General features: G+C 54.8%; 21 protein-coding genes. 7 read left to right on the top strand and 14 right to left on the bottom strand.

Going from position 1 to position 24,884, the window contains the following annotated elements; genetic code table 11:
* Window positions 1-4 precede the first annotated feature (4 nt).
* Complete coding sequence (rluA, locus tag AAIG26_RS20195; protein ID WP_343181341.1) at window positions 5-664, top strand: bifunctional tRNA pseudouridine(32) synthase/23S rRNA pseudouridine(746) synthase RluA; 660 nt, start codon at window positions 5-7, stop codon at window positions 662-664.
* Window positions 665-704: 40 nt separating this feature from the next.
* Here rluA and djlA read toward each other — a convergent pair whose 3' ends face one another.
* Window positions 705-1,526 carry a co-chaperone DjlA gene (gene djlA / locus AAIG26_RS20190; RefSeq protein WP_020456517.1) on the bottom strand — a complete coding sequence of 274 codons (822 nt, stop codon included), beginning with the start codon at window positions 1,524-1,526 and terminating at the stop codon, window positions 705-707.
* Between the two features lie 196 nt (window positions 1,527-1,722).
* Between djlA and lptD the strand changes: the two genes are divergently transcribed.
* The 6 genes from lptD to apaH are packed head-to-tail and all read left to right on the top strand — an operon-like array spanning window position 1,723 to window position 8,497.
* On the top strand, window positions 1,723-4,119 hold the full coding sequence (gene lptD / locus AAIG26_RS20185) for an LPS assembly protein LptD (protein WP_343181340.1): 2,397 nt from the start codon (window positions 1,723-1,725) through the stop codon (window positions 4,117-4,119).
* A gap of 53 nt (window positions 4,120-4,172) precedes the next feature.
* The gene (gene surA / locus AAIG26_RS20180) at window positions 4,173-5,459 is read left to right on the top strand and encodes a peptidylprolyl isomerase SurA (RefSeq protein WP_020456514.1); all 1,287 of its coding nucleotides are present in this window, start codon (window positions 4,173-4,175) and stop codon (window positions 5,457-5,459) included.
* Window positions 5,459-6,445, top strand: coding sequence for a 4-hydroxythreonine-4-phosphate dehydrogenase PdxA (pdxA, locus tag AAIG26_RS20175; protein WP_269232249.1), 987 nt, complete (start codon window positions 5,459-5,461; stop codon window positions 6,443-6,445). Before surA ends, pdxA begins: the two co-directional genes overlap by 1 nt.
* Complete coding sequence (gene rsmA, locus AAIG26_RS20170; RefSeq protein ID WP_020456512.1) at window positions 6,442-7,263, top strand: 16S rRNA (adenine(1518)-N(6)/adenine(1519)-N(6))-dimethyltransferase RsmA; 822 nt, start codon at window positions 6,442-6,444, stop codon at window positions 7,261-7,263. Before pdxA ends, rsmA begins: the two co-directional genes overlap by 4 nt.
* A gap of 3 nt (window positions 7,264-7,266) precedes the next feature.
* Window positions 7,267-7,644: a Co2+/Mg2+ efflux protein ApaG gene (gene apaG / locus AAIG26_RS20165; protein ID WP_017457892.1), complete on the top strand. Its 378-nt coding sequence runs from the start codon at window positions 7,267-7,269 to the stop codon at window positions 7,642-7,644.
* A gap of 4 nt (window positions 7,645-7,648) precedes the next feature.
* A complete protein-coding gene (gene apaH / locus AAIG26_RS20160; protein ID WP_020456511.1) occupies window positions 7,649-8,497 on the top strand; it encodes a bis(5'-nucleosyl)-tetraphosphatase (symmetrical) ApaH in 849 nt (282 codons plus the stop codon).
* Window positions 8,498-8,575: 78 nt separating this feature from the next.
* On the opposite strand, the gene folA is transcribed toward apaH, so the two are convergent.
* The 13 genes from folA to ribF all read right to left on the bottom strand — a co-directional run bounded on the left by folA (window position 8,576) and on the right by ribF (window position 24,696).
* Window positions 8,576-9,055 (bottom strand): type 3 dihydrofolate reductase, encoded by a 480-nt coding sequence (gene folA, locus AAIG26_RS20155; protein WP_020456510.1) that lies wholly within the window; start codon window positions 9,053-9,055, stop codon window positions 8,576-8,578.
* Between the two features lie 179 nt (window positions 9,056-9,234).
* Window positions 9,235-11,097 carry a glutathione-regulated potassium-efflux system protein KefC gene (gene kefC / locus AAIG26_RS20150; protein ID WP_343181339.1) on the bottom strand — a complete coding sequence of 621 codons (1,863 nt, stop codon included), beginning with the start codon at window positions 11,095-11,097 and terminating at the stop codon, window positions 9,235-9,237.
* The gene (gene kefF, locus AAIG26_RS20145) at window positions 11,090-11,620 is read right to left on the bottom strand and encodes a glutathione-regulated potassium-efflux system oxidoreductase KefF (RefSeq protein WP_343181338.1); all 531 of its coding nucleotides are present in this window, start codon (window positions 11,618-11,620) and stop codon (window positions 11,090-11,092) included. The genes kefC and kefF overlap by 8 nt, the downstream gene beginning before the upstream one ends.
* Window positions 11,621-11,752: 132 nt before the next feature.
* Window positions 11,753-11,986 carry a YgdI/YgdR family lipoprotein gene (locus tag AAIG26_RS20140; RefSeq protein ID WP_343181337.1) on the bottom strand — a complete coding sequence of 78 codons (234 nt, stop codon included), beginning with the start codon at window positions 11,984-11,986 and terminating at the stop codon, window positions 11,753-11,755.
* A 141-nt stretch (window positions 11,987-12,127) separates the two neighbouring features.
* A complete protein-coding gene (gene carB / locus AAIG26_RS20135; protein ID WP_020456506.1) occupies window positions 12,128-15,352 on the bottom strand; it encodes a carbamoyl-phosphate synthase large subunit in 3,225 nt (1,074 codons plus the stop codon).
* 16 nt (window positions 15,353-15,368) lie between these two features.
* The gene (gene carA / locus AAIG26_RS20130) at window positions 15,369-16,517 is read right to left on the bottom strand and encodes a glutamine-hydrolyzing carbamoyl-phosphate synthase small subunit (RefSeq protein WP_343181336.1); all 1,149 of its coding nucleotides are present in this window, start codon (window positions 16,515-16,517) and stop codon (window positions 15,369-15,371) included.
* Between the two features lie 454 nt (window positions 16,518-16,971).
* Window positions 16,972-17,793, bottom strand: a complete 822-nt coding sequence (gene dapB, locus AAIG26_RS20125; protein WP_020456503.1) for a 4-hydroxy-tetrahydrodipicolinate reductase — start codon at window positions 17,791-17,793, stop codon at window positions 16,972-16,974.
* A 136-nt stretch (window positions 17,794-17,929) separates the two neighbouring features.
* Window positions 17,930-18,844, bottom strand: coding sequence for a ribonucleoside hydrolase RihC (gene rihC / locus AAIG26_RS20120; RefSeq protein WP_343181379.1), 915 nt, complete (start codon window positions 18,842-18,844; stop codon window positions 17,930-17,932).
* A gap of 73 nt (window positions 18,845-18,917) precedes the next feature.
* Complete coding sequence (gene ispH / locus AAIG26_RS20115) at window positions 18,918-19,868, bottom strand: 4-hydroxy-3-methylbut-2-enyl diphosphate reductase (protein WP_045509993.1); 951 nt, start codon at window positions 19,866-19,868, stop codon at window positions 18,918-18,920.
* Window positions 19,849-20,319, bottom strand: coding sequence for an FKBP-type peptidyl-prolyl cis-trans isomerase (fkpB, locus tag AAIG26_RS20110; RefSeq protein ID WP_343181335.1), 471 nt, complete (start codon window positions 20,317-20,319; stop codon window positions 19,849-19,851). Before fkpB ends, ispH begins: the two co-directional genes overlap by 20 nt.
* 73 nt (window positions 20,320-20,392) lie before the next feature.
* Window positions 20,393-20,893, bottom strand: coding sequence for a signal peptidase II (gene lspA, locus AAIG26_RS20105; protein WP_020456499.1), 501 nt, complete (start codon window positions 20,891-20,893; stop codon window positions 20,393-20,395).
* Window positions 20,893-23,709 (bottom strand): isoleucine--tRNA ligase, encoded by a 2,817-nt coding sequence (ileS, locus tag AAIG26_RS20100; RefSeq protein WP_343181334.1) that lies wholly within the window; start codon window positions 23,707-23,709, stop codon window positions 20,893-20,895. The genes lspA and ileS overlap by 1 nt, the downstream gene beginning before the upstream one ends.
* 45 nt (window positions 23,710-23,754) lie before the next feature.
* Window positions 23,755-24,696 carry a bifunctional riboflavin kinase/FAD synthetase gene (ribF, locus tag AAIG26_RS20095; protein WP_020456497.1) on the bottom strand — a complete coding sequence of 314 codons (942 nt, stop codon included), beginning with the start codon at window positions 24,694-24,696 and terminating at the stop codon, window positions 23,755-23,757.
* Window positions 24,697-24,884: the final 188 nt, after the last annotated feature.

Below are 24,884 nucleotides of genomic sequence, written 5' to 3'. Positions count from 1 at the left end.
CCCTATGGTGATGGAACCCTACAATCCACCGCAGGATCCCTGGCTGGTTATTCTTTATCAGGATCAACACATTATGGTCGTCAACAAGCCCAGCGGCTTGTTGTCGGTGCCAGGGCGTCTGGATGAGCACAAAGACAGCGTGATGACACGGATTCAGCGCGATTTCCCGCAGGCGGAATCCGTACATCGCCTGGATATGGCGACCAGCGGTGTGATTGTGGTGGCGCTTACCAAAGATGCCGAGCGTGAGTTAAAACGCCAGTTCCGCGAACGTGAGCCGAAAAAGCAGTATCTGGCACGCGTTTGGGGTCACCCGGAAAAAGCCGAAGGGCTGGTGGATTTACCGCTGATTTGCGACTGGCCGAACCGACCAAAGCAGAAAGTGTGTTTTGAAACCGGCAAAGCGGCGCAAACCGAGTATGAAGTGCTGGCGTTTGAGGAAGATGGTACCGCTCGCGTACGTCTGAAGCCGATTACCGGGCGCTCGCATCAACTGCGTGTACATATGTTAGCGCTAGGGCACCCGATCCTCGGGGACCGTTTTTACGCCACGCCAGAAGCGCTGGCAATGGCTCCGCGCTTGCAACTGCATGCTGAGACGCTAACCATCACCCATCCGGCGTTTGGCAACAGCATGACGTTTAAAGCACAGGTAGATTTTTAAATCACTCTCCCGGTCTGACGACCGGGAGAGTTTTATGGCGTTAGCGAAAACCCTTCTGCTCGCGAATCAACTCGTAAGCCTTCTGAATTTCCTGCGCTTTTTGTTTCGCCATCTCCATCATCTCCGGCGGCAGACCTTTCGCCACCAGTTTGTCCGGATGATGCTCGCCCATCAGCTTACGGTAGGCGCGCTTGATGGTGGTCGCATCGTCTGACGGTTTCACCCCCAGAACATTACAGGCATCTTCCAGCGTCGGGCCGCGTTGCGCCTGCTGCCAGCCGCCACCGCCCGCTTGCTGCTGGTGCTGATAACCACCGCCAAACTGCGCCCCGCCCTGCATCATGCGCAGAAACTGATCGAATTGCAGACGCGAAATCCCAAGCTCTTCAGCGATCACGTACAGCACTTCGCGTTCGCTGGGGTGCAAAGAGCCATCGGCGAAGGCTGCCTGGATTTGTATTTCCAGAAACATCCTAATCAAGTCGAAACGCCCGAAACAGACGCTGCGAAACTGACGCATCTTGTCGCGTAACGGGTAATTATCCGTTTTGCCGACGCGAAACGCCTGCTGCGCTGCGCTGCGCGACTCGCCGTGCAGGTTCATGCGATCCATAAACAGGCTGGCGACCTGGATATCCGCTTCGGTTACCCGGCCTTTCGATTTGGTTAGATGCCCCATCACCTCGAAGGTGGTGGCAAAAAAGAGCGTCTGACGTTCGCGCTGGTTGGCAAACCACGCCATTTTCCGGCTGCGCGCCTTGTCAAAAAAGTGCCCGATTAACAACCCAAGAACCGCGCCCCAAAAGCCGCCGCCCATGAAAAGAGCGATGACAACCCCAACCACTTTCCCCCAATACTGCATATACTCCCCAAATCGTCATGCCGTCGGCTAAAATTTGCTTTATCATACCCGTCATTCTATGCCATGCACAGGCGCAGTCTTCTCCCCCTGGTTCGAACGCGGGCAGGATTAAAACTAGCGTTGCAAAGGCGAGTAAGTTAGTCTCAGACCGTTTGCCAGCGTAAAGCCACAGATGACGGAACAACAAATACAACGTATGAAAAAACGTATCCCCACCCTCCTGGCCACCATGATTGGCTCCGCCCTTTACAGCCAGCAGGGGATGGCAGCCGATCTTGCCTCGCAGTGTATGCTTGGCGTTCCCAGCTACAACCGCCCCCTGGTACAGGGCGACACCAATAATTTGCCGGTGACGATCAATGCCGATCACGCAAAAGGCAACTACCCTGACGATGCCGTTTTTACCGGCAATGTCGATATTAATCAGGGAAATAGCCGTTTACAGGCCGATGAGGTGCAGCTTCATCAGCAGCAGCCGGAAGGTCAGACGGACCCGGTTCGCACAGTGGATGCACTCGGTAATGTGCACTATGACGATAACCAGGTCATCCTGAAAGGTCCTAAAGGTTGGTCAAACCTGAACACCAAAGATACCAACGTCTGGCAAGGTGATTACCAGATGGTGGGTCGTCAGGGTCGCGGTACCGCCGATCTGATGAAACAGCGTGGACAAAACCGCTACACCATTCTGGACAATGGGATGTTTACCTCCTGCCTGCCCGGGTCGAATACCTGGAGCGTTGTCGGCAGCGAAGTTATTCAGGATCGCCAGGAGCAGGTTGCGGAAATCTGGAATGCGCGTTTTAAGCTCGGCCCGGTGCCTGTGTTCTATAGCCCGTATCTGCAGTTACCTATCGGCGACAAACGCCGTTCAGGTTTCCTGATCCCTAACGCAAAGTACAGCACGACAAACTATTTCGAGTTCTATCTGCCGTACTACTGGAACATTGCGCCAAATATGGATGCGACGATCACGCCGCACTACATCCATAAACGGGGCAACATACAATGGGAAAACGAATTCCGTTATCTGACGCAGGCCGGTGCAGGCCTTATTGAGTTCGATTACCTGCCGTCAGACAAAGTGTTTCAGGATGAGTACCCTAGCGAAGGGGAGCGTCACCGCTGGCTGTTTTACTGGCAACATGCCGGGGTAATGGATCAGGTGTGGCGTTTTAACGTTGACTACACCAAAGTCAGCGACCCGCACTATTTTAATGATTTCACGTCAAAATATGGCTCCAGTACCGATGGTTACGCGACGCAAATTTTCAGCGCAGGCTATGGCATTGAGAACTTCAACGCCACGGTAACGACCAAGCAGTTTCAGGTATTTAACCGCCAGAGCAGCAACTCATACGCCGCGCTCCCGCAGTTGGATATTAACTGGTATCACAACGATCTGGGTCCGTTTGATTTCCGCGTATACGGCCAGGCAGTGAAATTTACCAATACCAATTCCAGCCTACCTGAAGCAACGCGTCTGCATTTAGAACCCACGCTCAGTCTGCCTGTATCAAACGCCTGGAGCAGTTTGAACACCGAAGTTAAGCTGCTGGGTACCCATTATCAGCAAGACAATATTGATACTTATCGCAACTACGCGCAGCAGCAGTACAACAGCAGCCAGAGTAGCTCCAACATGACCGCACTGGAAGCGGCGAATAAGTTGAAAGACAACGTTAGCCGCGTTATGCCGCAATTTAAAACGGACGGCAAGCTGGTGTTTGAACGCGATATGAACTGGGCGGAGGGCTACACCCAGACGCTGGAACCGCGCGCTCAATACTTGTATGTGCCGTATCGCGATCAGAGCCACATCAACAACTACGACTCCTCGCTGCTGCAATCCGACTATAGCGGGCTGTTCCGCGACCGTACTTATGGCGGTCTGGACCGTATCGCGTCAGCGAACCAGGTTACTACCGGTGTCACAACCCGCATTTATGATGAAGCGGCAGTTGAACGTTTTAACGTTTCTGTTGGTCAAATCTACTATTTCACCGAGTCCCGTACCGGGGATGACAACATTAACTGGGAGAAAGACAACAAAACTGGTTCGCTGGTGTGGGCAGGCGATACGTACTGGCGTATCTCCGATCGCTGGGGTCTGCGCGGCGGGGTGCAGTATGACACCCGTCTGAATAATATCGCTAACAGCAGCTCGTCGCTGGAGTATCGCCGCGATGAAGACCGTATGCTGCAATTGAGCTACCGTTACGCCAGCCCGGAATACGTACAAGCAACGCTGCCAAACTATGCAACTTCAGCGCAGTATAAAGATGGTATTTCGCAGGTAGGTGCCGCCGGAAGCTGGCCGATTGCGGACCGCTGGTCCATCGTCGGGGCGTACTATTACGATACCAATACCAGTAAACCTGCCGATCAGATGGTGGGTTTGCAATATAGCTCCTGCTGTTATGCGATTCGCTTTGGCTATGAGCGCAAAATCAACGGCTGGGAAAATAATCAAAGCAAATATGACAAGACCATCGGTTTCAACATTGAGCTGCGTGGCTTGAGCTCCAACTACGGCCTGGGGACGCAACAAATGCTGCGTTCGAACATTCTGCCGTACCGTAGCTCACTGTGATCTGTTTGATTTGCAACGTAATCCGCATTGCGGTTAATTGAAATGGAAAAGGTATGAAGAACTGGAAAACGCTGCTTCTCGGTATCGCTATGGTTGCGAATACCAGTTTTGCCGCGCCTCAGGTTGTTGATAAAGTCGCCGCCGTGGTCAATAACGGCGTGGTGCTGGAAAGTGATGTTGATGGTTTGATGCAATCCGTGAAGGCCAACGCAGGCCAGGCGGGTCAGCAATTACCGGACGACGCCACGCTGCGCCACCAGATCCTTGAACGTCTGATCATGGATCAAATCATTTTGCAGATGGGCACGAAAATGGGCGTCAAAGTCACTGACGAACAGCTCGACGCCGCCATCGCCGATATTGCCAAGCAAAACAATATGACGATGGATCAAATGCGTAGCCGTCTGGCCTATGACGGGGTGAATTTCAGCACCTACCGTAACCAGATCCGCAAAGAGATGATCATCTCCGAAGTGCGTAACAGCGAAGTGCGCCGTCGCGTTACGGTGCTGCCACAGGAAGTCGAAGCCCTGGCGCAGCAGGTGGGCAACCAGAATGATGCCAGCACCGAACTGAATCTGAGCCACATTCTGATCCCATTGCCGGAAAATCCGACCTCCGATCAAGTGAACGAAGCGGAAAGTCAGGCGCGTTCAATTGTGGAACAAGCTCGTAACGGCGGTGATTTTGGCAAATTGGCCATCACTTACTCTGCCGATCAGCAAGCACTGAAAGGCGGTCAGATGGGCTGGGGCCGAATTCAGGAGCTGCCGAGCATCTTTGCTCAGGCGCTGAGCACGGCGAAAAAAGGCGATGTGATTGGCCCAATCCGTTCGGGTGTTGGTTTCCATATCCTGAAAGTGAACGATCTGCGCGGTCAGACGCAGAGCATCTCTGTCACAGAAGTTCATGCCCGTCATATCCTGCTGAAACCGTCGCCGATCATGAGCGACGATCAAGCACGTGTAAAACTGGAACAGATCGCAGCCGATATTAAGAGTGGCAAAACTACTTTTGCTAACGCGGCGAAAGAGTTCTCTCAGGATCCGGGTTCTGCAAACCAGGGCGGCGATCTCGGCTGGGCGTCAGCAGATATTTATGATCCGGCCTTCCGCGATGCGCTGATGAAGCTGAAACGCGGCCAGATGAGCGGCCCGGTTCACTCCTCCTTTGGCTGGCACCTGATAGAAATGCTGGACAGCCGTAACGTCGACAAAACCGACGCGGCGCAAAAAGACAGAGCCTATCGCATGCTGATGAACCGTAAGTTCTCTGAAGAAGCGGCAACCTGGATGCAGGAACAGCGCGCCAGCGCCTATGTCAAAATTCTGAGCAACTAATGAAAACACAGCGTGTCGTTATCACTCCCGGCGAACCCGCCGGGATTGGCCCGGATCTGGTAGTGCAACTCGCCCAGCGCGACTGGCCGGTTGAACTGGTTATCTGTGCAGACGCAACGCTGCTGACCGACCGGGCCTCGCTGCTCGGTCTACCGCTTCAGCTGCGCGGTTACGATCCAACGGCCGCCGCAGTACCGCAACAAGCAGGCACATTAACGCTGTTGCCTGTTCCTCTGCATACGCCCGTCACCGCAGGCGTACTTAATACGCTTAACGGTTCTTACGTTGTAGAAACGCTTGCCCGCGCCTGCGACGGCTGCCTGAGTGGCGAATTTGCCGCGCTGATTACCGGCCCGGTGCATAAAGGGGTGATTAACGATTCAGGGACGCCGTTTACCGGACACACGGAGTTTTTCGAGGAACGCTCTCACGTCGCCAAAGTGGTGATGATGCTGGCAACCGAAGAGCTACGCGTGGCGCTGGCGACCACACACTTGCCTATCAAAGCCGTGGCCGACGCCATTACGCCTGATTTGCTGCGGGAAGTGATCGGCATTCTGCACACGGATCTGCAACAGAAGTTCGGTATCACCCAACCGCATATTCTGGTCTGCGGCCTGAACCCGCATGCCGGTGAAGGCGGTCATATGGGAACGGAAGAGATTGATACCATCATTCCGGTGCTCAATGAAATGCGCGCGCAGGGTATGAATTTAAGCGGTCCGCTGCCTGCCGACACGCTTTTTCAGCCCAAATACCTTGATAATGCCGACGCCGTACTGGCGATGTACCACGATCAGGGTCTGCCCGTGCTAAAATACCAGGGCTTTGGCCGCGGCGTGAACATTACCCTCGGTTTACCCTTTATTCGCACATCCGTCGACCACGGCACCGCGCTTGAACTCGCGGGCAAAGGCACAGCGGATGTCGGCAGTTTTATTACGGCGCTTAATCTCGCCATCAAAATGATTGTTAATACTCAATGAATACTCGCGTCCATCAGGGCCACTTAGCCCGCAAACGCTTCGGGCAAAACTTTCTCCACGACCAGTTCGTGATCGACAGCATTGTCTCGGCCATCAACCCGCAAAAGGGTCAGGCTATGGTCGAAATCGGCCCAGGCCTTGGCGCGCTCACCGAACCGGTGGGCGAACGTCTGGATAAATTAACGGTTATCGAGCTTGACCGCGATCTGGCTGCCCGCCTGCAAACACATCCGTTCCTTGCACCTAAACTGACTATTTATCAGCAAGATGCAATGACCATGGATTTTGGCGAGCTCTCAAAAACGATCGGTCAGCCGCTGCGTGTCTTCGGTAACCTGCCGTATAACATCTCCACGCCGTTGATGTTCCATCTGTTTAGCTATACTGATGCCATTGCCGATATGCACTTTATGCTGCAAAAAGAGGTGGTGAATCGCCTGGTTGCGGGGCCAAACAGTAAGGCGTATGGTCGATTAAGCGTGATGGCGCAGTACTACTGCCAGGTTATTCCGGTGCTGGAAGTACCGCCCACTGCGTTTGCGCCGCCGCCAAAAGTGGATTCTGCTGTGGTTCGTCTGGTGCCGCACGCTCAATTACCGCATCCGGTGAAAGAGATCCGCACGCTGAGCCGCATTACCACCGAAGCGTTTAACCAGCGTCGTAAAACCATTCGCAACAGCCTCGGCAACGTCTTTACCGTTGAAGTGCTGGCGTCGTTAGGTATCGATCCGGCGATGCGCGCGGAAAATATTTCTGTAGCGCAATATTGCCAGTTAGCGAACTACCTGACAGAGAATGCGCCGCCGAAGGAGAGTTAACGTATGATCAATTCGCCCCGAGTTTGTGTTCAGGTACAAAGCATCTACATCGAGTCTCAGTCCGCTCCCGACGATGAACGCTATGTTTTCGCTTACACCATTACCATCCGGAACCTGGGGCGAACCCCTGTCCAGTTGCTCAAGCGCTACTGGCTTATCACCAACGGAAATGGCCGCGCAACGGAAGTTCAGGGCGAAGGTGTGGTTGGCGTACAGCCGCACATTGAGCCAGGCGGCGAATATCAATATACCAGCGGCGCGGTAATTGAAACGCCGCTGGGCACTATGCAAGGCCATTACGAAATGATCGATGCGCAGGGAGAAACCTTCCGCATCGCTATCCCGGTCTTCCGACTCGCCGTCCCAACATTGATCCATTAATACAATGTCTACATACCTTATTGGTGACGTTCATGGTTGCTACGATGAACTCGTCGCGCTGTTAAAACAGGTTGAGTTTTCACCTGGGCAGGACACTTTATGGCTGACGGGCGATCTGGTCGCGCGCGGCCCTGGCTCGCTTGAGGTATTGCGCTTCGTCAAATCACTCGGTGACAGCGTTCGTCTGGTACTGGGTAACCACGATTTGCACCTGCTCGCCGTTTACGCTGGCATCAGCCGCAACAAGCCCAAAGACCGGCTTAATCCGCTACTCGAAGCGCACGACGCTGATGAGTTGATTAACTGGCTGCGCCGCCAGCCGCTGCTGCAAATCGACGAAGAGAAAAAACTGGTGATGGCGCACGCCGGGATCACCCCGCAGTGGGATATGGAAACCACCCGCCACTGCGCGCGCGATATTGAAGCGGTGCTGGCGAGCGACTCTTATCCACTCTTTCTCGACGCTATGTACGGCGATCTGCCGAACCACTGGACGCCTGAGCTCAGCGGTCTTGCCCGCCTGCGCTTTATCACCAATGCGTTTACGCGCATGCGCTATTGCTTCCCGAACGGGCAACTCGATATGTACTGCAAAGACATTCCCGAGCACGCCCCCGCGCCGCTAAAACCGTGGTTTTCGATTCCGGGACCGGTGGCGCAAGAATACAGCATTGCCTTTGGTCACTGGGCATCACTGGAAGGCGCAGGGACGCCTGAAGGCATCTACGCGCTGGATACGGGCTGCTGCTGGGGCGGCGTGCTGACCTGCCTGCGCTGGGAAGATAAACAGTACTTCACCCAGGCGTCGAATCGTCAGATGGATTTGGGCGATGGCGAGGCGATTGCCTCCTGAAAATAATTTCCCCGGCTTGGGCCGGGGAAAGAGAAGAAACATAACGTTGCCGTGCAACCACGGCCGTAGCGCAGTGAATTAACGGCGCTCGAGGATCTCGAAACAGTAACTGTGGGAATTCTGCGCGTCCGCGTCGTGGAACTCACTGAACACGGAATCCCAGTCGTCCGGATCGTAATCCGGGAAATGGGTATCACCTTCCACTTCCGCATCAATGTGTGTCAGGTACAAACGCTGCGCTTTCGGCAGAAACTGCTCGTAAACACGACCACCGCCAATCACCATGATCTCTTCAGCACCATCGCATTGTGCAATCGCTTCATCAACGGATTTCACCCACTGCACGCGATCGTCAGTGCCCGGCTGGCTACTGATCACGATATTCTTACGACCCGGCAGCGGACGACCGATGGATTCCCACGTCAGGCGACCCATCACTACCGGTTTGTTTAACGTATTGCGTTTAAACCAGGCGAGATCGGCAGGTAAGTTCCACGGCATCGCATTCTCCATGCCGATGACGCGATCCACTGCCAACGCCGCAATCAGACTGATCATTTATTCATTCCTGGAAGCCAAAAAATTGTCGCCACTATACGGAAAGCGCAATCTTTCGTCGACGGGGCGCGAGGTAAAGAATAAGAAAATTTTCTATTCTGCTGGCGGCACCGCACCCCGAATCTGCACCGCCAGCTTGCCAGCCGTGTTGAATCAGCAAGTTATCCGTAAGCGGTGATTTACGCTTGCGGTTTAACCGCCGGTTCGTCTGCGGGATCGCCAGTATGACGCCCCTCTTCCGTACCCTGCCAGCCATGGCGCTGGGTTAATGACAGATGCGCTCTGTCTTCCGAAATGATTTCCGTCAGCATCGCACTGGTGCGTTTAAACACCGCCGCACGCGCCTGCGTATCGTTTTCCACCTGCGCCATCTCTTCCACCATTGAGGTGTTGAAGCGGCGGAAATGATCGGCGCGTTCACGCGCTTCATATGAACCCAGTCCCAACCCTTCCAGCGCCAGCCTTCCCGTTTTCAGCGCCGCTTCGAAGGTTTCACGCTCCGGTTTCTCGACACCGGCCTGGCGCAAGCGAATGTAGTGATCGACGTCGCGGGCGCGGGCAATAATGCGCAGATCCGGGAAATGCTCTTTTGCCAGCTCCGTTAATTGTAGGCTGGCCTGCGGATCGTCGATGGCATTAATTAATACTTCTGCCCGTCCGGCACCGGCAGATTCCAGCAAATCAACGCGTGTCGCATCGCCATAAAACACCTTCATGCCGAATTTACGCAGCGTTTCAATATGATCGGGATCGTGATCCAGAACCACCATCTTCACGCCGCTGGAGAGCAACAAACGCCCGGCGATCTGCCCGAAACGTCCGAACCCGGCAATAATGACCCGCGCGTCTTCCTCGTCGATTTCATCCGCTTCGCGCTCCTGCTGACTACCGGATGCTTCAAGACGGGCCAACAGCACCAGTAACAGCGGCGTTGCGGCCATCGATAGCGCGACCGTCAGGGTTAGCGCTTTCGCCCATTCGCTATCCAGCACCTGTGCCGTTTGCGCGGTGCCAAACACCACAAAGGCGAACTCACTCCCTTGCCCCAGCAGAGCGGCAAACCACAACCGCTGCTTGCCAGGCACGCGTAACGGACGGGCAATCAGCCACAGCACCGCGCTTTTGATCACCAAAAAACCGACCAGCAGCAGTAAGATGCGCAGCGGATGCGTCACCAGCGTGCCGAAGTCGATCGACATTCCCACACCGATAAAAAACAGCCCGAGCAGCAGGCCTTTAAAGGGCTCAATATCGCTTTCCAGCGCATGACGATACTCGGAGCTGGCAAGCAACACACCGGCAAGAAACGCGCCCATCGCCATCGACAACCCCGCCTCTTCCAGCAATAAGCCGAAACCGAAGACCAGGAACAGCGCCACGGCGCAGAACACTTCCCGCAAACCGGATCGCGCCACGAAGCGCAGCGCCGGGCGAGCAACATAGCGCCCGATCAGCACCACCAGTGTCAGCGCGGCAACAACTTTCAGCGCCGAAAGCGCGAAGGCGCTGAGCGTCATCGCCCCACCGCTGGCAGCCAGCAAAGGGATCATCGCCACCAACGGGATGGCGGCGATATCCTGGAACAACAACACGGAAAAGGCGCTGCGCCCCATTTGCGATACCGTCAGGTTGCGCTCATTCATCGCCTGCATGGCAATCGCCGTTGATGACAATGCCAGCGTCAGACCAATTAACACCGCGATCGGCCACGGGAGCCCGAGCAGCGCGCAAAACCCGCCGAGTAACAATCCACAACTGGCCATTTGCAGCGCACCACCGCCAAACACCGATGCACGCAGTTTCCATAAACGCTGCGGATCGAGTTCAAGGCCTATCACAAACAGCATCAGTACGACGCCGATTTCTGCAAAATGGAGGATAGATTCCGCGTCGGTTACCAGCCGCAATCCCCATGGGCCAATAATGCCCCCGGCAATCAGATAGCCAAGCACCGATCCCAGCCCCAGGCGCATGGCGATCGGCACGATCAGCGCCGCCGATCCGAGATAGATCAGCGCCTGAATTAACGAATGGCTATCCATACTGCACCTCCTGCCACTCCAGTAAACGTTGTTTGTAATGGCGCGCCTGCGCCTGCAGCGTTTCATCGTCGCAAATAAACGTACAGTGCACAGCAAAAGGCGTCAGCCAGTTCATCCCGCAATAAAGCGCTGTCGCCTGCAGCGGCTGAGAAAGTACATCAAAACCGGGATGCGAGCCGATATCAAAATGGTTGTCGCCACCCCCCGTCGTCACCGCCCACAGCACACTTTTGCCGTGAAGCGCCGTGCCACCGTGGCCATACGCCCAGCCGTGCGCCAGCACTTTATCCAGCCAGAGTTTGAATAATGGCGGCACACTGTACCACTGCATCGGATGTTGCCAGATAACTAAATCGGCACGGGAAATCGCCTCCTGCTCGGCGGCGACGTCAATATTGAAGTCAGGATAGAGTTCGTACAGAGAACGTATTTCAACGTTTTCCAGCGTCCCTGCCTGCTCAATCATGCGCTTATTCGCATGCGAATGCTGCGGATAAGGATGGGCATAAATTATGAGGATCATTGATTAACCTGTTTTCACTACACGCTTTTTCTTGAAAGTGTAGTCAGTTAATCGTCTGGCTAAAAGCGGCAATCTGTGCGGGAATGAGGGAAAGGCATGCGGTAGCCGGAGCCACCGCAAATGAGGAAGGGATTAGTTATCCAGTTCGCTCATGTTTTTCACCTGATCGCGGTTAATCTGCTCGGTTTTTCCGGTTTCTGCATTTTTATAAGAAACCAGCCCGGTGTCTTTATCCACCTGCGGTTTGCCGTCGGTCACAATGGTGCGGCCATCAGTGGTGCGTACCGCCTGGTTGGAGGAACACCCGGCAACGGTAAACAGTGCTGCTGCAGTAAAAATCGAGGTTATCAGAAGTTTAGTTCGCATGGTTATCTCCCTGCTTTCCAGTGAATTTCATTCGTCTGTTTAGCCATTTTAGGCTAACTCACTGAACGGTGGGGAAAATGCAGAACACTCTGAAGGGGGAGTAGAGAACCCTCTCTCCGCAAGGGAGAGAGGGGGAGCGGATTATTTGCTAATCTGCGCGTGCATTTCCTGCACGGAAATCACTTTTTCTGTGGCATCGGCATTCAGCGCCATCGCGGTAGCAAAGCCGCCGTTCAGCGTGGTGTCGTAGTGCACTTTATACTGTAGTGCGCTGCGGCGAATCAGCTTGGAATCCTCAATCGCCTGACGCCCCGCCGTGGTGTTGATGATGTAGGTGTATTCGCCATTCTTGATACGATCCTGAATGTGCGGGCGACCTTCATGCACCTTATTCACCAGACGTGGGTTAATGCCCGCTTCACCCAGCACAATCGCCGTGCCGTGGGTCGCATCCAGTTCAAAGCCCTGTTTCAGCAGCTTCGCGGCGAGATCCACCACGCGCTCTTTATCCCCTTCGCGTACTGACAGCAGCGCGCGACCCTGTTTTTTCATGGTCGAGTTACTGCCCAGTTGCGCTTTGGCGAAGGCTTCGGCAAAGGTACGTCCCACACCCATCACCTCACCGGTAGAGCGCATTTCCGGCCCTAACAGTGGGTCAACGCCCGGGAACTTGTTAAACGGCAGCACCACTTCTTTTACCGAGTAGTACGGCGGGATAATCTCTTTGGTGTGGCCTTGCTGAGCCAGCGTTTTGCCAGTCATCACGCGCGCCGCCACTTTTGCCAGCGGCAAGCCGGTGGCTTTGGAGACGAACGGCACGGTACGCGCGGCACGCGGGTTGACCTCAATCAGATAAACTTCGTTATCTTTCACCGCAAACTGCACGTTCATCAGACCGCGAACCTGCAATTCAAACGCCAGTTTCTGCACTTGCTGGCGCATCACATCCTGGATTTCCTGGCTCAGGGTGTAAGCAGGCAGTGAACATGCGGAGTCACCGGAGTGCACGCCCGCCTGTTCGATATGCTCCATGATGCCGCCAATCAGCACGCTTTCTCCGTCGCAAATCGCATCGACATCAACTTCTACCGCGTCGTCGAGGAACTTGTCCAGCAGCACCGGCGCGTCGTTGGAAACGCTGACCGCGGTCATAAAGTAGCGGCGCAGGTCGATTTCATCGTAGACGATTTCCATGGCGCGACCGCCGAGGACGTAAGAAGGACGCACCACCAGCGGGTAAGTAATCTCTTTCGCTTTTTCAACCGCCTGCTCCAGCGCGGTAACCGTGGCGTTAGCTGGCTGTTTCAGTTTCAGGCGTTCAACGGCGTGCTGGAAGCGCTCGCGGTCTTCCGCACGGTCGATAGCGTCCGGGCTGGTGCCAATCACCGGCACACCGGCGGCTTCCAGCGCGCGCGCCAGTTTCAGCGGTGTCTGGCCGCCGTACTGCACGATAACGCCTTTCGGTTTTTCGATACGCACAATTTCCAGCACGTCTTCGAAAGTAACCGGTTCGAAATAGAGGCGGTCAGACGTGTCGTAATCAGTCGACACGGTTTCCGGGTTACAGTTGACCATGATGGTCTCGTAACCATCTTCGCGCAGCGCCAGCGACGCATGTACGCAGCAGTAGTCGAACTCAATGCCCTGGCCGATACGGTTTGGCCCACCGCCGAGCACCATGATTTTTTCGCGATCATGGTTCGGATTGGCTTCGCACTCTTCTTCGTACGTGGAGTACATGTAAGCGGTATCGGTCGCAAATTCCGCCGCACAGGTATCCACACGTTTATAGACCGGGTGCAGATTGTACTGATCGCGCAGCTTACGGATTTCCGCTTCGCGCACGCCGACCAGTTTTGCCAGACGCGCATCGGCAAAACCTTTACGCTTCAGGGTACGCAGGAAGTCAGCGTCGAGACCGTTGATCCCCACGCTTGCCACCTGCTCTTCCAGGCGCACCAGCTCTTCGATTTGCACCAGGAACCAGCGGTCGATGTTGGTCAGGTTGAACACGCCATCAACAGACAAGCCCGCACGGAACGCATCGGCGATATACCAGATACGCTCAGCGCCCGCGTCTTTCAGCTCGCGGCGGATTTTCGTCAGGGCTTCCGGGTCCTCAAGGCTCACTTTCGGGTCGAAGCCGGTCGCGCCCACTTCCAGGCCGCGCAGCGCTTTCTGCATCGATTCCTGCTGGGTACGACCAATCGCCATCACTTCACCAACAGATTTCATCTGCGTGGTCAGACGGTCATTCGCGCCCACAAATTTCTCGAAGTTGAAGCGCGGAATTTTGGTCACAACATAGTCGATAGACGGTTCGAACGAGGCCGGGGTACGCCCGCCGGTGATATCGTTCATCAGTTCATCCAGCGTGTAGCCCACCGCCAGTTTCGCCGCGACTTTCGCAATCGGGAAACCGGTCGCTTTCGACGCCAGCGCTGAAGAACGCGATACACGTGGGTTCATTTCGATAACAATCAGACGACCATTTTTCGGGTTTACCGCGAACTGTACGTTCGAACCGCCGGTTTCAACGCCGATTTCACGCAGCACCGCCATCGAGGCGTTACGCATGATTTGGTACTCTTTGTCGGTCAGCGTTTGCGCAGGAGCTACGGTGATGGAGTCACCGGTATGAATGCCCATGGCGTCGAAGTTTTCAATCGAGCAGACAATGATGCAGTTGTCGTTTTTATCGCGCACCACTTCCATCTCGTACTCTTTCCAGCCAATCAGCGACTCATCAATCAGCAGCTCATTGGTCGGCGAGAGATCCAGCCCGCGGGCGCAAATCTCTTCAAACTCTTCGCGGTTATACGCGATACCGCCACCGGTGCCGCCCATGGTAAAGGAGGGGCGAATAATGCACGGATAGCCGACATCAGCCGCCACCGCCAGCGCTTCATCCATGGTATGCGCGATACCGGAACGCGCCGTGTCGAGGCCGATTTTTTTCATCGCAATGTCGAAGCGACGGCGGTCTTCCGCTTTATCAATCGCATCGGCAGTCGCGCCAATCATGGTGACGCCGAACTCTTCCAGCACGCCCTGGCGTTCCAGTTCCAGCGCGCAGTTCAGCGCGGTCTGGCCGCCCATGGTCGGCAGAACGGCATCCGGACGCTCTTTTTCGATAATTTTGCGTACCACTTCCCAGTGGATCGGCTCGATATAGGTCGCATCGGCCATCTCCGGGTCGGTCATAATGGTCGCCGGGTTGGAGTTCACCAGAATGACGCGGTAACCCTCTTCACGCAGCGCTTTACACGCTTGTGCGCCAGAGTAGTCAAATTCACATGCCTGGCCGATAACAATCGGGCCAGCGCCAAGGATCAGGATGCTTTTTAGGTCTGTACGTTTTGGCATTGCTCTTTTCTCCTGATTATTTGGCGGTATTACGATACTGCTCGATTAACTCAATAAAGTGGTCAAACAGCGGCGCGGCGTCGTGCGGGCCAGGACTTGCTTCCGGGTGTCCCTGGAAACTAAACGCCGGTTTATCGGTGCGATGAATGCCTTGTAGCGTGCCATCGAACAGGGATTTGTGCGTTACGCGCAGATTTGCAGGCATTGACGCTTCATCAACCGCGAAACCGTGGTTCTGCGCAGTGATCATCACGGTATTGTTATCAATATCTTTTACCGGATGGTTACCGCCGTGGTGGCCAAACTTCATTTTCACCGTCTTCGCACCGCTCGCCAGCGCCAGCAGCTGATGGCCTAGGCAGATACCGAACACCGGAATATCCGTTTCAAGGAAAGTTTTAATCGCCTCGATAGCATAATCGCACGGTGCCGGGTCGCCAGGGCCGTTAGACAGGAAAATGCCGTCCGGATTGAGTTTCAGAACATCCGCCGCCGGGGTTTTCGCCGGAACCACCGTCAGTCTGCAACCTCTGTCTACCAGCATGCGCAGAATGTTGCGTTTTGCGCCGTAATCGTATGCCACAACGTGGTACGGCAACTCATTCTCGCTCTTCGCCGGCGGCAGGTCACCCGCCAGTGTCCAGCTGCCTTGCGTCCAACTGTAGGTTTCCGCCGTTGTGACTTCTTTCGCCAAGTCCATACCGTTCAGGCCCGGGAAGGCTTTCGCTTTTTCCAGCGCCAGCGCGGCATCAACATTATCACCAGCGATGATGCAGCCGTTCTGCGCGCCCTTTTCACGCAGCAGACGAGTCAACTTACGGGTATCAATATCAGCAATCGCCACAATGTTATGGCGCTTCAGATAAGAAGAGAGGTCTTCGGTACTGCGGAAGTTGCTGGCGATCAGCGGCAGGTCGCGAATGACCAGGCCTTGCGCATGTACCTGAGAGGACTCTTCGTCAGCGGAGTTGGTGCCGACATTGCCGATATGAGGATAAGTAAGAGTAACGATTTGGCGGGAATAGGAAGGATCAGTGAGGATTTCTTGATAACCGGTCATTGAAGTATTGAAAACGACTTCCCCAACCGCCGTGCCCGTTGCCCCTATGGCCCGACCGTGAAACTGGGTTCCGTCTTCCAGAACCAATAGCGCTGACTTAATCAAAACACCCTCCAGAGAATATTCACTCACTTTATTTGCATATTAATTCATATTGAGAACCTGAATCAATGCAAATTTGCTTGCCGTGGATTTTTGGCAAACGGCGGCATTCTGGAGAGATGTCGGTTAAAAGTCAACTTTTCTCCGGTATTTTTCTTATTGTTTTACGCCATTGCCTCTTATTACTGGATTTAATCGATAAAAAGGTCAGACAAACTCACAGGGAAAACGCTTGCGTGCCGAGAAAATTGCATTTTCTGGCGATGGATATCAAAAAAGTAGACCAGATGGTCAAAATTTACAATTGAGAAACATAAAAAAGAGAGATAAACAGAGATTATGGCAGGTTTGGATAAAATGAAGGATGAAAAAGGAAAAATAAAAGGGCAATAAAATATTGCCCTCTGCAATCAATTACTTATGACTGCAACAACCACATCACGATGGGTAATAAATCTTATAAATTGTTGAGATCAAGCACATCTCGCATATCAAAAAGGCCATTACTCTTTCCTTTCAGCCACAAAGCAGAACGAACCGCGCCATTGGCAAAAGTCATGCGACTGGAGGCTTTATGTGTGATTTCAACACGTTCGCCAATATCGGCGAACATCGCTGTATGTTCGCCGACGATGTCGCCTGCTCGCACCGTGGCAAAGCCAATCGTGCCGGGAACACGCTCGCCGGTATGCCCTTCACGCGCATAAACGGCACACGTTTTTAAATCTTTATTCAGTGCACCGGCAATCGCCTCGCCCATCGCCAGCGCCGTTCCCGACGGAGCATCGACTTTGTAGCGATGGTGCGCTTCGATAATTTCGATATCGGTATACTCACCCATAACTTTCGCCGCTTTCTCCAGCAGCTTCAGCATGACATTGACGCCAACGCTAAAGTTGGCAGCAAAAACAATGGCGATATCTTGTGCCGCCTCGGTAATAGCCTGCTTGCCCGCGTCATCAAAACCGGTAGTGCCAATTACCATTCCTTTACGGTGTTGCCGACAGAAAGCCAGGTGCGTCAGCGTGCCTTCCGGGCGGGTGAAATCGATAAAGACATCGAAATCCTCTTTCACCGCCTCAAGACTGCTCTGCACGGTCACACCGGTTTTCGCCGCGCCCGCCAGTTCACCTGCGTCGCTTCCCAGTAGAGAAGAACCTTCGCGCTCCAGCGCCGCGCCAAGTTCGACGCCATCCATTGCCAGTGCCGCCTGAATCAGCTGGCGGCCCATACGCCCGCCAGCGCCCGCGATGGCTACGCGGATTGGTGCATCATGCATAGTTGTGCTCTTTTGTTAAAAAAATGCGTAAGAATCGTTTCCAGATTAACCAGCCCGTGTCGGGGCCACCAGCCGAAAACGCCGATAATAAGAAATTAATGATATACAGCCGGAAATATCAGTAAAAGGCATGACGTTAAGGTGCCAGCGCCAGCACCTCGGCTACCCAATGACGAAAACCCTCTACGTCGATTTCCAGCGCCACCTGTGCATTGGGTTGTCGCCCCAGTTTGCCTTCAATATCCACCACCGTTGTTCCTGCGGTGTATTGCCCCTGAGTCTCCACGGCAACAAAACAGGGTTTCAGCGTAAACAGTTCCGGACGAGCCAGCCAGGCGATAGCGCAGAGATCGTGCATCCGCAGCCCGGTCTCCATGCTGCCGCTGCGATAGTGGCTAAACAGCGCATGTAACATTTTGCCGGTGTTGTTCAGCGCTGGCAGCGTCGCCAGATATTCCGGTGTCAACGTTGCGCGGTTGGTCACATCCAGCCCGCACATCACGATCTCCAGCCCGCTATTGAACACGCGCGCAGCGGCCTCGGGATCGATAGCGATATTAAATTCGGCATTGGGCGTAAAATTGCCGCGCCCGGCAGAGCCCCCCATCATCACCAGACGGCGAATGTTGAACTGGCACTCCGGGTAGTGCGTCAACAGTAGCGCAATGTTGGTTAACGGGCCGATAGTGACCAGCGTTACCGGTTCCGGCGAAGCCAGCAGTACGTCGCGGATTGCCTGAAAAGCAGGGACAGCCAATGGCTGGCGCTGATGCTCAATAAAATCGTAGCCATCCATGCCGGATTCGCCGTGTACGTCGGCGGCGCTGTACAACGGCCGCAGCAGAGGTGTTGCCGCGCCCTGCGCCAGCGGGATATCCGCATGCCAGAAATTCAGCAGTTGCAGCGCGTTACGGGTGGTTTTTTCCAGCGAAACATTACCGGCAACGGTGGTGATAAGTTTGAGATCGCACTGCGGCGCGAACAGCGCGGCGGCAAGGGCAACGGCATCATCGATACCGGGATCGGTGTCGAGAATCATGGGAAAACGCATCACGCCTCCAGAATTATCCATAAAAAATGCCAGACTCAGTCTGGCATCTTCGCATAAACCTTCGCGTAAAACGTTATTCGACTTCGCGAACATCCACCCGCAGCTCTTTCGGCACTTCGAAGACAATATTCTCTTCGCGCCCTTCCAGCGGGATCGCTTCGCCGCCGCCCAGTTCCTGCAAGCGGACAATAACATTTTGCACCAGGATATCCGGCGCGGAAGCCCCGGCGGTGACGCCCACGCAGTTAATGCCTTTTACCCATGCCTCCTGAATATCAGAGGCGTCGTCGATGAGATACGCCGCTTTCCCCATCCGCTGTGCCAGTTCGGCCAGACGGTTAGAGTTAGAAGAGTTTTTCGAACCGACCACCAGCACCACTTCCGCCTGCTCCGCCAGCGCACGCACAGCTTCCTGCCGGTTGGTAGTGGCGTAGCAAATATCGTCTTTGCGCGGGCCGACAATCTGCGGGAAGCGCGCGCGCAGCGCGTCAATCACATCTGACGTATCGTCCACGGAGAGCGTGGTTTGCGTCATAAACGACAGTTTACCCGCGTCTTTGATATCCAGCGTGTCAACATCTTCCGGCGATTCAACCAGGTACATTCCCCCTTTCGGGTTGCTGTACTGGCCCATGGTGCCTTCCACTTCCGGGTGACCGGCGTGACCGATCAGAATCGCTTCTTCGCCGCGGCGGCTGGCGCGTGCCACTTCCATATGCACTTTGGTGACCAGCGGGCAGGTAGCGTCAAAGACGGTCAAATCGCGGCTTTTCGCTTCGTTACGCACCGCCTGAGAGACGCCGTGGGCGGAGAAAATCAGGATCGCGCCATCCGGCACTTCGCTGATTTGCTCAATAAAGATTGCGCCACGTTCACGCAGGCTATCGACAACATAGCGGTTATGCACCACTTCATGGCGCACATAAATCGGTGCGCCGTAGAGAGCCAGCGCATTTTCAACAATGCTGATAGCGCGGTCAACGCCGGCGCAAAAACCGCGCGGGTTAGCCAACAGGATCTGCATTTGTTTCCTCCAGTGCCGGAGCAACTTCCAGCACGTCGATATCAAAATGAACGGTTCTGCCCGCCAGCGGGTGGTTGAAATCGACGGTAATCGAATCGCCGTTGACTTCACGGATCACGCCCGGCATTTCGCTGCCGTCCATTGCGGTAAAGAGCATAATTGCACCGACTTCCGGCTCACCGGCATCCATAAATTCACGGCGCGAGAAGTACTGAATCAGATCCGGGCTCGGCGTGCCGAATGCGGCGTCTGGCTCCAGAGAAAAAACTTTTTTCTCCCCGGCTTTCAGGCCAAGCAGATGTTGTTCCAGTCCTTCGGAGAGTGAACCGTCGCCAAGGCGAAACAGCGCCGGTTTGCCATTGTTGCGGGTTGACTCGGCAAGAGAGCCATCTTCGAGCTTAAGCGTGAAGTGCACCAGCACCGCGCTATCGCTCTGTACGGATTTAGACATGCAGGTTGCTCTTTATGTTTTCGGATTGTATTGCCCGGCAGCCTTAGCTTACCGGGCCTACAAAGCGGTTGGCTTATGCTTGTTTCTTCGCGACCGTTGAGGGCAGGAAACCTTCCAGCACAATCAGCGCCGCGCCAATACAAATTGCGGTATCGGCAAGGTTAAAGGTAGCAAAATGCCAGTCGCCCATATAAAAATCGATCATATCGACGACAAAGCCATGCCACAGACGATCAAACAGATTACCCAGCGCGCCGCCAATAATCAGCGCATAGGCGATATTGTTCAGTTTTTGCGAGGCTTTAGCGCGATACATCAGCACCGCCAGCACCACGCAGATACCGATAGCGATACCCGCGAAGAACCAGCGCTGCCAGCCGCCGCTGTCCGCCAGAAAACTGAATGCCGCGCCATAATTACGCGCGTAGTGCAAATTAAGCGACGGGAACAGCGACACCGTATCCCCCAGAGCAAAGTTCTGGAGGATCAGGTACTTGCTGCCCAGATCGATAATCAGCACGACCACCACCAGCCACAGCCAGCGCAGCCCTGTTGAAGAGATCGATTTACTCATCAGGCAAACTTACGTTTTTCGCCGTCACCGGCGACGTTGCTTACACAGCGTCCGCAAATATCTGCGTGTTCCGCCACCTGACCGACATCGGTGGTGTAATGCCAGCAGCGCGGGCATTTCTCACCTTCGGCTTTGCTCAATGCGACTTTCAGCCCTTTAAGCAGCTCGCTCTGCTGTGCATCCGCAGAAGCGCTGGCATAATCCGCAACTTTCGCGCCGGAGGTCAACAGGACAAATCGCAATTCCGTGCCCAGCGCCGTCAGCTTCGCTGCCAGTTCCGGCTCGGCAAACAGCGTCACCGCCGCTTCCAGCGACCCACCAACTTTCTTGTCGGCGCGCGCCTGCTCGATAACCTTGTTCACTTCGCCACGCACTTTCAGCAGCTCATCCCAGAAGGCATCGTTCATCGCTTCGCTGTCAGCCAGGCCAAACAAACCTTCATACCATTCACCGGTGAACACATATTTCTCGCGTGAACCTGGCAGATAACCCCAGATCTCATCAGCGGTGAAAGACATGATCGGCGCCATCCAGCGCACCAGTGCTTCACAGATGTGATACAGCGCGGTCTGGCAGCTACGGCGCGCCACGCTGTCCGCTTTCGCGGTGTACTGGCGGTCTTTGATGATGTCGAGATAGAACGACCCCATTTCGATAGAGCAGAATCGCATCAGGCGCTGTACTACTTCATGGAAGTCATAGGATTCGTAGGCTTTAACGATGTCTTCTTGTGCTGCTTTCGCGCAGCCAACGGCCCAGCGATCCAGCACCACCATCTCTTCCGGTTTCACCATGTCTTTTGCCGGATCGAAACCGTTCAGGTTCGCCAGCAGGAAGCGCGCGGTGTTACGGATACGGCGATAGCTGTCGGCAGCACGTTTCAGGATCTCATCGGAAACCGCCATCTCACCGGTATAGTCAGTAGAGGCCACCCACAGACGCAGAATATCCGCGCCGAGTTTGTTCATCACTTCCTGTGGTGAAACGGTGTTGCCGATGGATTTGGACATTTTGCGTCCCTGACCATCAACGGTGAAGCCGTGCGTTAATACCTGGCGGTACGGCGCTTTGCCTTTCATCGCTGTGGAGATCATCAGCGAGGACATAAACCAGCCGCGATGCTGATCCGAACCTTCCAGATACATATCTGCTGCATGGCCGGCGAATTCCGGGCGCACATCGACAACAGAGGCGTGGGTTGAGCCGGAGTCAAACCAGACGTCCAGCGTATCCGGCACTTTCACATAGTTGTCGGCATCGTCACCCATGATGTCGCGCGGGTCGAGATCCCACCATGCCTGAATACCGTCAACTTCAACGCGTTTGGCGACGGCTTCAATCAATTCCAGCGTGCGCGGGTGCAGCTCTTCGGTATCTTTATGCACGAACAGCGACATCGGCACACCCCAGGTGCGCTGGCGAGAAATACACCAGTCCGGGCGGTTAGCAACCATCGATTCGATACGCGCCTGGCCCCAGTCCGGGATCCACTGCACGCTTTTGATTTCACTCAGCGACTGCGCGCGCAGCCCTTTCTGATCCATGCTAACGAACCACTGCGGCGTCGCGCGGAAGATGATCGGCGACTTGTGACGCCAGCAGCACGGGTAGCTGTGCTGCATTTTTTCAACGTGCAGCAGCGCGCCTTTTTCAGTCAGCAGCGCCACGATGAGATCGTTCGCTTTAAAGACGTTAACGCCATCCAGCGTCGGATAAGTCCCCGGCAGATATGTACCATCCGGGCCAACCGGGTTGGCAATCTCCAGACCGTATTTCAGGCTAATGGTATAGTCATCCGGACCGTGACCACCTGCGGTATGCACCGCGCCGGTACCGGCTTCCAGCGTGACGTGATCGCCAAGGATCGCCGGAACGTCGAAGTCGAGGAACGGGTGCTTAAAGCGCATCAGTTCCAGTTCGGAACCTTTTACCGTACCCAGCACCGAATAATCAGCAACGCCGATGCGTTTCATCACGCTATCGACCAGATCTTTCGCCAGGATCAGCGCCTGACCGTCAATCTGCACCAGCGCATAGTCAAACTCCGGAGAAAGAGAAATTGCGCGGTTCGCAGGCAGCGTCCATGGCGTGGTGGTCCAGATAACCAGCGAGATTGGACCATTAACGGTAGCGGCACCAAATTTTGCTTTTAATGCGTCCTGGTCGACGGCGTGGAACGCGACATCAATAGACGGAGAGGTTTTGTCGTAGTACTCCACTTCCGCTTCCGCCAGTGCGGAACGGCAGTCGACGCACCAGTGCACCGGTTTGGCACCTTTCAGCAGATGACCGTTGCCGATGATTTTACCGAGCGCGCGAATGATATTGGCTTCGGTTTTGAAATCCATGGTCAGGTAAGGGTGCGACCAGTCGCCCAATACGCCAAGGCGGATAAAGTCTTTACGCTGGCCATCAACCTGCGTGGCGGCGTACTCGCGGCATTTAGCGCGGAATTCGGCGGCGGTAAACTTCTCACCCGGTTTGCCATATTCCTGCTCTACTTTCAGCTCGATCGGCAGACCGTGGCAATCCCACCCCGGAACATAAGGCGAGTCAAATCCTGCGAGTCCTTTGGACTTCACAATAATATCTTTGAGAATTTTGTTAACCGAGTGACCAATATGAATGCTGCCATTCGCATATGGAGGGCCATCATGCAGAATGAAGGTTTTTTTGCCTTTTTTCGCCGCACGGATGATGCCGTACAGGTCATCATCAGTCCAACGCGCCAGCATTCCCGGTTCGCGCTTGGCGAGATCGCCGCGCATCGGGAACCCTGTTTCCGGCAAATTCAGGGTAGATTTATAGTCACTCATCAGATTCTCGGTTCCGTATTTCGGTTTGATTAATACCACCAGGCCTTAAGAAGCCGGTTTAGATAGCCCAAAAAAGTCGCGGGCCGCTACCTCATCTCGGGCGATTTGCGCTTTCAGTTCGTCAAGCGAGGCAAATCGCTGTTCGTTGCGTAATTTTTTACGCAGTACTACATCTATATGGCGCCCGTAGAGGTCCATTACAACGTCAAGCAAATGCACTTCCAGCTGCTGGCGCACACCCGCGACCGTTGGGCGAGTACCAATATTGGCAACACCGGGAAGGACAGCATCGCCCAGTCCAGCCACTTCGACCGCATATACCCCTTTGACCGGGGAGACCTGACGGCGCAGCGGTAAATTCGCCGTCGGGAAACCAATGGTGCGCCCCAGTTCATCACCGTGCACAACGCGCCCGGAAATGGTAAAGGGGTGACCCAGTAAATTTGCAGCCAGTTCCAGGTTATCTTCCGCCAGCGCCTGACGCACTGCCGTGCTGCTAACACGCACGCCGCCCTGGCAGAAAGTTTGCGTGCTGGTGACGCTGAAACCGTACTTTTCACCGGCCTTCTGTAATAACAAGAAATCCCCCTGGCGACCAGCGCCAAAACGGAAATCATCGCCGACTGCGAGGAATTTCACTCCAAGGCGTTCAACCAGCAAATCGCTGACAAACGTTTGTGCGGTGAGCGCCGCAAAACGGCGATCGAAGCGCACGCAGAGTACGTAGTCCACACCGCAATCGGCCAGCAAGCGCAGCTTTTCGCGCAGGCGGGTCAGCCGCGCAGGGGCTTTTTCCCCGGCGAACAATTCCAGCGGCTGCGGCTCAAAAATCATCACTACCACCGGCAGGCCACGGGCACGCCCTTCGGCGCCAAGCCCTTGCAATAGCGCCTGATGGCCACGATGTACACCATCGAAATTACCAATAGTCAGCACACACCCATGCGGTGCCTGGCTGAGATTATGTATGCCGCGTATCAGCTTCATGTCTGGCTCAAAACAGTGAAAATCGTCGGATTATACCTTGTACAGCGGGCGACGTTAACCGACGATTGCCTTAACAACGCAGAAAGGGGAAGGATTTCATCAGGCTGTCTACCTGTGCCATGAAAATCTGCCTTAGATAACGATTTTTCTGGCGGAAAAGCTGTATTCGCGACACGCAAGCTGTTAGA

This window comes from Kosakonia sp. PSU_27 (assembly GCF_039409795.1).
In the GTDB taxonomy this organism is placed as follows: Bacteria; Pseudomonadota; Gammaproteobacteria; order Enterobacterales; family Enterobacteriaceae; genus Kosakonia.
The sequence above is the reverse complement of the archived record's forward strand: the minus strand, read 5'-3'. Positions and strand labels throughout refer to the sequence as shown.

Coding starts and splice junctions, on each gene's coding strand:
- rluA (WP_343181341.1), top strand. CDS start 5: ATGGTGATGGAACCCTACAATCCACCGCAGGATCCCTGGCTGGTTATT.
- djlA (WP_020456517.1), bottom strand. CDS start 1,526: ATGCAGTATTGGGGGAAAGTGGTTGGGGTTGTCATCGCTCTTTTCATG.
- lptD (WP_343181340.1), top strand. CDS start 1,723: ATGAAAAAACGTATCCCCACCCTCCTGGCCACCATGATTGGCTCCGCC.
- surA (WP_020456514.1), top strand. CDS start 4,173: ATGAAGAACTGGAAAACGCTGCTTCTCGGTATCGCTATGGTTGCGAAT.
- pdxA (WP_269232249.1), top strand. CDS start 5,459: ATGAAAACACAGCGTGTCGTTATCACTCCCGGCGAACCCGCCGGGATT.
- rsmA (WP_020456512.1), top strand. CDS start 6,442: ATGAATACTCGCGTCCATCAGGGCCACTTAGCCCGCAAACGCTTCGGG.
- apaG (WP_017457892.1), top strand. CDS start 7,267: ATGATCAATTCGCCCCGAGTTTGTGTTCAGGTACAAAGCATCTACATC.
- apaH (WP_020456511.1), top strand. CDS start 7,649: ATGTCTACATACCTTATTGGTGACGTTCATGGTTGCTACGATGAACTC.
- folA (WP_020456510.1), bottom strand. CDS start 9,055: ATGATCAGTCTGATTGCGGCGTTGGCAGTGGATCGCGTCATCGGCATG.
- kefC (WP_343181339.1), bottom strand. CDS start 11,097: ATGGATAGCCATTCGTTAATTCAGGCGCTGATCTATCTCGGATCGGCG.
- kefF (WP_343181338.1), bottom strand. CDS start 11,620: ATGATCCTCATAATTTATGCCCATCCTTATCCGCAGCATTCGCATGCG.
- AAIG26_RS20140 (WP_343181337.1), bottom strand. CDS start 11,986: ATGCGAACTAAACTTCTGATAACCTCGATTTTTACTGCAGCAGCACTG.
- carB (WP_020456506.1), bottom strand. CDS start 15,352: ATGCCAAAACGTACAGACCTAAAAAGCATCCTGATCCTTGGCGCTGGC.
- dapB (WP_020456503.1), bottom strand. CDS start 17,793: ATGCATGATGCACCAATCCGCGTAGCCATCGCGGGCGCTGGCGGGCGT.
- rihC (WP_343181379.1), bottom strand. CDS start 18,844: ATGCGTTTTCCCATGATTCTCGACACCGATCCCGGTATCGATGATGCC.
- ispH (WP_045509993.1), bottom strand. CDS start 19,868: ATGCAGATCCTGTTGGCTAACCCGCGCGGTTTTTGCGCCGGCGTTGAC.
- fkpB (WP_343181335.1), bottom strand. CDS start 20,319: ATGTCTAAATCCGTACAGAGCGATAGCGCGGTGCTGGTGCACTTCACG.
- lspA (WP_020456499.1), bottom strand. CDS start 20,893: ATGAGTAAATCGATCTCTTCAACAGGGCTGCGCTGGCTGTGGCTGGTG.
- ileS (WP_343181334.1), bottom strand. CDS start 23,709: ATGAGTGACTATAAATCTACCCTGAATTTGCCGGAAACAGGGTTCCCG.
- ribF (WP_020456497.1), bottom strand. CDS start 24,696: ATGAAGCTGATACGCGGCATACATAATCTCAGCCAGGCACCGCATGGG.